Here is a 614-nt window from a genome sequence, read left to right on the forward strand (position 1 = left end):
TGAGACAGTTCTGCAAACGATTCTTTTCGCTTGACATAAAGCAGGTCAGTTTGAAACGGTAACGCATCAGGTCGCGGAGCTGGCGGATGTCAGCGGGCGGCATAAAGCTGCCGGCAACAAGATCATGCTTGAAGAGGTCAGCAATCCATCTGGCATCTTTCTTGTCAGTTTTCTTTCCACGGATAGCCTTAACATATTTGGGATGAGCAAGGACAATCGTACAATCGTTTTCTAAGACGTTGTAGACAGGGATCCAGTATTTACCGGTGGATTCCATACAGACATCCCTGCAGTTGTGTTTGAGCAGCCACTGTAACAAATCTTTCAGACCCTTCGTGTAGGTCGAAAAACGATGGCTCTCATAGGTGGTGACGCCTTTGCAATCAGTAGACGCAATGCAGGCCACTACAAAAGTCTTGTGGATATCGATGCCACAGCAGATTTTGTACACGATTTTTAAAGCCATAGGGACTCCTTTCAGAACCAATAGGTTCGCAAAAGATTGTAGGGAGAGACGGCATTGACTGAACGCCTAAGCCATAAACGAGAATGTTTATACAAAGATAAGATTACGTGCTCACAGTCACACTTATTTGTGCTTGAAAAGGCGGACT

The 614-nt window shown here is 45.4% G+C and carries 1 protein-coding gene; it reads right to left on the reverse strand.

Annotated features, from left to right (window positions below):
• Nucleotides 1-466, reverse strand: a 466-nt coding sequence (locus B5E77_RS16735; RefSeq protein ID WP_143468664.1) for an IS110 family transposase, incomplete at its 3' end; no start/stop codon positions are given.
• Nucleotides 467-614 lie beyond the last annotated feature (148 nt).

Source organism: Lachnoclostridium sp. An131, from assembly GCF_002160825.1.
In the GTDB taxonomy this organism is placed as follows: domain Bacteria; phylum Bacillota; class Clostridia; order Lachnospirales; family Lachnospiraceae; genus Laedolimicola.